Origin of the sequence: Leyella stercorea (assembly GCF_019052365.1) — a bacterium.
Classification (GTDB): Bacteria; Bacteroidota; Bacteroidia; order Bacteroidales; family Bacteroidaceae; genus Prevotella.
Genome location: NZ_JAHQUY010000119.1, coordinates 1 through 4,375, shown reverse-complemented (window position 1 = coordinate 4,375; position 4,375 = coordinate 1). Strand labels below are relative to the sequence as shown.

Annotated in this window: 4 protein-coding genes; all 4 read right to left on the bottom strand. The window is 47.4% G+C overall.

The window, feature by feature from the left end; all coding sequences use genetic code 11:
* Positions 1-266 precede the first annotated feature (266 nt).
* On the bottom strand, positions 267-1,010 hold the full coding sequence (locus KTQ90_RS12765; protein ID WP_217318747.1) for a UpxY family transcription antiterminator: 744 nt from the start codon (positions 1,008-1,010) through the stop codon (positions 267-269).
* Between the two features lie 509 nt (positions 1,011-1,519).
* Positions 1,520-2,104 (bottom strand): LutC/YkgG family protein, encoded by a 585-nt coding sequence (locus tag KTQ90_RS12760; protein ID WP_217318746.1) that lies wholly within the window; start codon positions 2,102-2,104, stop codon positions 1,520-1,522.
* Positions 2,101-3,495 (bottom strand): lactate utilization protein B, encoded by a 1,395-nt coding sequence (locus tag KTQ90_RS12755; protein WP_217318745.1) that lies wholly within the window; start codon positions 3,493-3,495, stop codon positions 2,101-2,103. The genes KTQ90_RS12760 and KTQ90_RS12755 overlap by 4 nt, the downstream gene beginning before the upstream one ends.
* Positions 3,492-4,229, bottom strand: coding sequence for a (Fe-S)-binding protein (locus KTQ90_RS12750; protein ID WP_217318744.1), 738 nt, complete (start codon positions 4,227-4,229; stop codon positions 3,492-3,494). The genes KTQ90_RS12755 and KTQ90_RS12750 overlap by 4 nt, the downstream gene beginning before the upstream one ends.
* Positions 4,230-4,375 lie beyond the last annotated feature (146 nt).

Genomic DNA, 4,375 nt, shown 5'->3' with positions numbered 1-4,375 from the left:
GTGCAACTTTTTACTCATATTTATCAACTTAAATTAATTCCGCCAACGGGTAATATTTTTAATATTGAACTCATATAATTTCTTTTTTGAAACGTCAAACATCTATCTCACAATTAACTCCAGGAATGAGAATATCATATCCATAGGAAGAATTCCAGATTATTTTCATATTCATGAATACTTCTTTCATCATTTGATTGTATATTTTTATTATATGTTATGAGAATAGCTTATTTCATTTATTATATAGTGTTTAATCTGTTGCGTTAACCAAGCAGCGTTACTGATTTTTCTTTCCTCATCGCCTCCTTCGGCACATACGCCGTAGCCACCAAACATCCATCAAACAATTCTACAATCACGCGCTGCTGCCCTGCAATCCTCGCCACTCTGCCATGAACACCCTTGAATTCACCTTCAGTCACAACTACGTTATCACCAAGTTTAAACTGGATACTGTTGGAAGTGACTGGAATGATATGCGGATTCTTGACAGATGTGAGGCGGATGAAGTTGTTCATTGCTTCATCTCGGATTGTGAGCGGTGGATTGCGGTCGGGATTGTCTTGGCGATGGATGGTGTGATTGAAGTAGTAGCTGAGCAAGGCTCGGCTTTCATTTGCCACTATCTTGATGTCGTGGAGCAAATTTTCAACTTGTTCTGCTGATGCATGGACGAATATTAAGGAGGGGAGGAGTGGGGTGGTGATGATTTGCTTCTTACCTTGCTTCCTTATCTCTTTATATTGCAAAGGAACATAACATTCGAGTCCTTTAGCCTCTACAAAGGTCTTTGCTTTGTCAATGCGTCCATATGAAACTCTTAGCACGAACCACCGCTTGTTTCCGGCAGGCACATTCTCTACCGACACCCCATATCTGATATCATCAGAAGTGGAGGGCGTACAGGGGGTAAGTCCTGCACCAGGACACGATAAGCCAGTGTCGGATGGCTGCCCATTATACAATGAAGCGTCTGCCTTAGAAGGCAGGTTGGTAGTATCTTCCAATGTTGTTCAGAGGTTAGATTAAAACCAATAGACTTATTCTTGATGGAATTGTCATAATGTGACTACAAAGATATGAAAACTAAACAAGAATGTAAAAAGAAAACAAGGAAAATATTTGTGTCGTGGAGTTTTTAAATTTATTAGGGCTGTTGGTGGCTGACTGATAGTGACTCATCTGCCAGACCATATACGAAACATCAAACGGTTTTTGGCATAGTTGCCAATAGTAAGAACCTTATAGGTATGCGAACCTATACCTATAGGCGGAGTGCCTTTATAAATATTGCTGACCGCTGGAATGTGTACCTTTGTTCATGGTTGCTTGAATTGATATTTGCAATAAACAAGGGTAACTAAAAAGGCTGGATTCTTCGTGATGAAATCCAGCCTAATTATTTTTGCTCAAAATATCTTAGCATACAGCAATAAAAAGTTTTGCATGACTGCAATATCCTTTTATATACTGTAGACTGCAGAATGTAAATATTGTTTGTCTTCTTACATCCTCATTATTCTTCCCTTATTACCACTGTCACGCCGCGTGCAGCCTGCGCTCCCATTACCAGCGCCTGCTCTATGTCGGCAGTCTTTGATGGTCCAGAGATGAATGTGCCGAGTCCAGTCTTTGGCATGCAGATGCGGTCGTATGCCTCGTGCATGTTGTTCACGATGCCGCTCTTCGGGAGGACGATGACCAGGTATTCGCTGATGAAGCATACTGCTTTCTCCTTCATGTCCTGCGGAATCCAGACGCAACCATTCTCCGCCACTCCAATCTGTCCGTACACCACTCCTACATCGGTGCCGTTAAGGTCCTGCGCCTCTGCCACGGTGTCGGGATTGATGGTGGCGATGGTGAGTTCGGCGATGTTAGAGGCAATGGTCTTTGCTTGCGGATAGGCGTTTCTTACGATGTCGTCGAGCTTTTCGTTCGGCTTAGCCATCACCACTTTGCTGCCCACCGACATGCTCATATCCACAAACTGTTTTACCGTGTCGTCGTACGATATGCCGTCTATCGGTGTGTCGGGCATCGAATACTGTTCGTGTGTGTTGCGTCGCAACTTCTCCAATAGTTCGTCTTTGTATGTCATTGTTCTTTCTGTTCGTTTTGGTTCAGTTTTCCTTTCTTCCACATCGTCTGGAACGATTCGTTCGCAAATTTCGGCATTGCGTGTCCCACGCCCCACGGATTGATTGAGCGTATGTGCGTAAGGTTGTCAGGTATGAGGTTGGCAAGAGGAGCCAGTCGCAAGGCTGAAGAATAGAGTAGGGGATGGTTGAAGAGCTCTTCCATTCCCTTTGACATGCACTTCTTCATCGTGTCCGCCTTGTGCAGCGAGTCGAGCTTCTGTCTCCACATATAGACCTGCGAACCGGGGTTCACCTTAGCCGGGCATACGTTGTCGCATGAGAGGCAGAGCGTGCAAGCGCTGACGTTGTCGCTGTAGCGTGACGCATCGTGGAGCATACCAAGGTTGATGCCGATAGGTCCGGGGATGAAGTATGTGTATGAGTAGCCACCCGAGCGGCGGTATACGGGGCAGGTGTTCATGCAGGCTCCGCAGCGAATGCACTTCAGCGTTTCCCAGTGCTCGTCGTTGGCAAGGATGTCGCTTCGTCCGTTGTCCACGAGGATGACGTGCATCTCCGCTCCAGGTCTTGCCTGACGGAAGTGTGAGGTGTAGGCCGTTGTGGGCTGTCCGGTAGCAGAGCGGCAGAGCAGTCGCTGGAATACGGCGAGCGACTTGTAGTCGGGCACAATCTTCTCTATTCCCATTGCCACGAGATGTAGCTTGGGCATTGATGTTGACATGTCGGCGTTGCCCTCGTTGGTGCAAACCACGATGTCGCCGGTCTTTGCCACACCGAAATTGCATCCTGTCATTCCTGCTCCTGCTTCCATAAACTGGTTGCGCAGATGCTTGCGTGCGCATTGCGTAAGGTATGTCGGGTCGTAATTGCCTTTCTCTGTGCTGATGCCTTTCTCCTCGAACATCTGTCCCACCTCTTCTCGTTTTAGGTGTATGGCAGGCATTACGATGTGGCTCGGTTTCTGATGTAGCAGTTGCAGGATGCGTTCGCCAAGATCGGTCTCCACGACGTCGATGCCGTGACTCTCAAGGAACGGGTTCATGGCACACTCCTCGGTAAGCATCGACTTGCTCTTCACCATCTTCTTTACGCCATGACTCTGTAGTATGTCGAGCACGATGTTGTTAAAGTCGTTGGCGTCTTTAGCCCAATGCACAATGACGCCACGGCTCTCCAGCTGCGTGCTGAACTCCTCCAGATAGTCTGCCAAGTGCGTTATGGTGTGCTGCTTTATCTGGCTGGCATGTTCGCGCAGCTCTTCCCATTCTGGCAACCCTGACGCCATGTTGTCGCGTTTTTGTCTTAACGACCAGAAGGTGGCGTCGTGCCATGTGGTCTTTGCTCTGTTGTCGTTGAAGCGTCGTGCCGCTTCTGAATGTATTGTGCTCATAGTCCTGCTGCTAATATCTCTACCACGTGTATGAATTTTATAGGCTTGTTCTCCTTCTTTGCAATGCCCTGCATGTGCATAAGGCATGACGAGTCGGGACCGGTGATGTATTCCGCTCCCGTAGCCATGTGACGTTCTATCTTGTCCTCTCCCATGCGTTTCGACACGTCAGGCTCTTCTACGGAGAACATTCCTCCGAATCCGCAGCACTCGTCTTTTCTCTCCGGCTCACGGATGGTGATGCCGTCCACGAGTTTAAGCAGGTCGATAATCTTGTTGAACTGTGGCACCTGTCTTTCTGAAGGCGACGACAATCCCAGTTCGCGTACGCCGTGACACGAGTTATGTACGCTGACTGTGTGCGGGAAGTGAGCCTTTAGGCTTGTTGGTTTTACGACGTCGTGCAGAAACTCCACCACGTCCATTATCTTCTTTGACGTGAGGCATTCGTGATTGCCCGTGGCAAGTCGTGGATGATAAAGCTTGACAAAAGCCGCGCACGATGCCGACGGTGCAACCACGTAGTCGAACTCCTTGAAGAGGTCGTCGAAGTGGCGTGAGATGTCCGTAGCCATCTTCTCAAAGCCGGCGTTTGCCATAGGTTGTCCGCAGCAAGTCTGCTTGAGAGGGTAGGTGACGTCGAGTCCGAGGCTTGTCAGGAGCTTGTACGTAGCCACTCCCACTTCCGGATACAATGCATCGACGTAACATGGAATAAACAATCCTATCTTCATAATGTCTTAATAACTCTATTAGCGTGTAAAAAGTGTTCTTCTTTTTTTGTTGTTTTTATTTGTTGGCAAAAGTAATAATAAAAAATGAAAATGTAACTATTCAGCGATAGCCTTGCACCTTAATCCGCGATTGAAATATACAGCAA